The organism is Anabaena azotica FACHB-119 (assembly GCF_014697625.1).
GTDB classification, from domain to species: Bacteria; Cyanobacteriota; Cyanobacteriia; order Cyanobacteriales; family Nostocaceae; genus Trichormus; species Trichormus azoticus_A.
In genome coordinates this window covers 1-2,423 of the sequence record NZ_JACJSG010000120.1, presented here as the reverse complement: position 1 = coordinate 2,423, position 2,423 = coordinate 1, and the positions used below count along the sequence as shown (strand labels likewise).

Sequence of the window (2,423 nt, the reverse complement as noted above, 5' to 3'; positions counted from 1 at the left end):
AACATGGAGGCATGGCTGCGGGGGTGGTTTCTTTCATGAGCTTTTTTTAACGTGAAACCTATGCTAGTTAAACATTATACCCCTTTTTGCTCTCTAGTTTTGTTTAAGTCCCGCTACAGGGACTTTACCCAGTCAATAGCTTGTGCTACCACCTTGTGCTATACCCCGCGATCATGTCTCTGGACTATGTTTTGTGGTTACGTACTCTAATTAACTGATTGCAAACTCTTGATTGCGTTCTGGTGCAGGCGGTTTGCTGTTCCTTTGCCCTTACCTTTAATATAAAGTAAGACTTTAAAATTTTCAAGTCTTGTTTAATAAATAAAAGTTTGACTATAAGAATAGCAAGTGCTACTTTATAGATATAAATGTAAAACCGAGGGTTAAATAAAGGAGGTGGTTTAGTGTGAGTTCATGCTTGATGAAGGTTGAGAAACGTATTCAGAAAGAAATCCCCGGTTTAGGAGAAATGATCCGACGTGCCAGAAAAATTGATAGACGCACACTGGCAGAATTAGCAGATTTAGCTGGAATGAGTGTTCCTAACTGGTACTCAATAGAGAATGAAGAGATGAAAGTATTGCCTTTAACAACTTTGAGAAGAATAGAAGCCGCTTTAGGCGTTAGTTTCAATGTGGCTTTTGATGATAACGATGTAGATGAGGCTGAGGAGGAAAAACAGTAATTTCTCAATCAAATGCCTTAGAAACATCATAAATGATAGCGATCGCCCACCGTCCAAAGTCAGCGATCGCCGCAACTACGCCACCACTTAAGGAAAGGTATAGCCATGTCTAGCTTACCATTTGAAAAACTGCTTCAAGACAACCCCGAATTATTCACCCCAGAGGGCTTATCTGCGCTGCTGGTCGATTGTCTGCACTTCAAATACGCCCAGCACCACAAATTCACCTACCCGTCATTGCTGCGAGACAAAAGCATTTACCCCGACCTTGCCCAAGCGGGTAACATTGACTTACAGACCGAAAAAATCATCCGTCGCTTCAAGTCCAACCCAGCAAATTGGCGGATAGAAGGCTGCTTAACAGAACAAGAAGCCTTTGATTTTTTATTCCTGTTCCGCAAAATCTGCGACAACATCCACGCAATACAGCAAGACATGAGCATTTCTGGAGTTAGCCAGCGCCATGTGGCTTTCCGCGATCGCCTATTCTCCCACCCGGTAGCTGATGATCAGCTGTTGCTGATGGAAAGCGATCGCGCTTCACTTCAAAATGCTGTTCCAGGGGTGGTTGAGTATTTTCTTGAGTTGGTGGAAATACCCCAGGCGTACAACCTGTTCTCAGTTGGCCAGGACGAGCGGAAGATTCCTACCACCGCCCTAGCAGTGCGAGAGGCAGCAGCCCAGACTTGCCGCGCTGAAATCTACGCCGAAAGTCACCAGTGGGTGCGAACTGGCGATAACTACTGGGAGGGGCAACACGCCTACCGGATTGACCCCGACGAAATCCATTTGTGCTTACATCTCGACTGGGAGGAAAACCTGTTTATCTTTTTCGACGCGCATCATCCAGATCCCCGGCGATGGCCTTGGGGAGTAGCTGGTGGGTGATACCACTATATTTCAAATTGGAGCAAAGTACATGAGGAAACCAGTATTCAAGTATCAGTTATTGTTGCGATCGCTTACCAGTTCTTTGTTTAACAATGTCAATAAACTCTTCGGAACTAACTGTAGTTCCTTGGCTTTGAATACGTAACACTGCTTCATGTACTGCGTCTTCATCAGAGCGATGCGACAGTATGTATTCTTGCAGTTCTTGCTGTGACATCTGCGAAAAGTTTGGTTTGCTCATAAATACCTTACCTGACCATTGGGGCGTATTAAAACTTGTAGCCCATCACCAGCCAAAATGTACACCTCTGCTGTTCTTCTGTCTAATCGGATTAGATGTACAGACAGAAACATATTTGTTAATTCGCTACAAACCCTGTAGCTTTCTCTCAATTGTAAGGAGCGTGGGTTCCATTACTTGTGAGGTAATTACTCTATGTTACACATTACAGCTTTTTCCCTAATTAGTGCGATCGCCCTTCACTGGAAATACTTAGTAGCTCTTAGCGCCAAAGCTTTTGATTACAAGAAACTCGCCCGAATTAATTAAGAGAAATTCGGACGACTGCTAGTATTCATAAACTAAGCATCTTACTACAACAATTCGATTATTGTACACCAAGCTTAAATTTGTTGTTCGAGATTAACTTAGGGATTTGTAATTCTTCATCCCGCTTGACCAAAACAATTCGCAATTGCGCTCTTGCATATCAGCGACCGAATTATCAAACGATAATCATGAAAATCACATTCACCCAAGCCCTAACACTTCTCCAACTGCAAACGCCATTCACAATGGTGGATCTCAAGAAAGCCTATCGCGCTGCTGCACTTGTCCATCACCCAG

3 protein-coding genes and 1 pseudogene are annotated in these 2,423 nt (G+C 43.7%); 2 read left to right on the top strand and 2 right to left on the bottom strand.

Annotated elements, in window-relative coordinates; genetic code table 11:
* Window positions 1-406 precede the first annotated feature (406 nt).
* Window positions 407-685, top strand: a complete 279-nt coding sequence (locus H6G83_RS34750; protein ID WP_313937850.1) for a helix-turn-helix domain-containing protein — start codon at window positions 407-409, stop codon at window positions 683-685.
* 105 nt (window positions 686-790) lie between these two features.
* A complete protein-coding gene (locus H6G83_RS34745) occupies window positions 791-1,573 on the top strand; it encodes a hypothetical protein (RefSeq protein WP_190480731.1) in 783 nt (260 codons plus the stop codon).
* Window positions 1,574-1,631: 58 nt separating this feature from the next.
* On the opposite strand, the gene H6G83_RS34740 is transcribed toward H6G83_RS34745, so the two are convergent.
* Both H6G83_RS34740 and H6G83_RS36485 read right to left on the bottom strand, forming a co-directional pair.
* Window positions 1,632-1,817 (bottom strand): DUF6887 family protein, encoded by a 186-nt coding sequence (locus H6G83_RS34740; RefSeq protein WP_190480728.1) that lies wholly within the window; start codon window positions 1,815-1,817, stop codon window positions 1,632-1,634.
* Window positions 1,814-1,972: pseudogene (locus tag H6G83_RS36485) on the bottom strand (DUF6888 family protein); the annotation flags it as partial. The pseudogene H6G83_RS36485 and the gene H6G83_RS34740, both read right to left, overlap by 4 nt.
* Window positions 1,973-2,423: the final 451 nt, after the last annotated feature.

Bases quoted from the DNA above. Each gene is read 5' to 3' on its own strand.
- H6G83_RS34745 (WP_190480731.1), top strand. From the start codon at position 791: ATGTCTAGCTTACCATTTGAAAAACTGCTTCAAGACAACCCCGAATTA.
- H6G83_RS34740 (WP_190480728.1), bottom strand. From the start codon at position 1,817: ATGAGCAAACCAAACTTTTCGCAGATGTCACAGCAAGAACTGCAAGAA.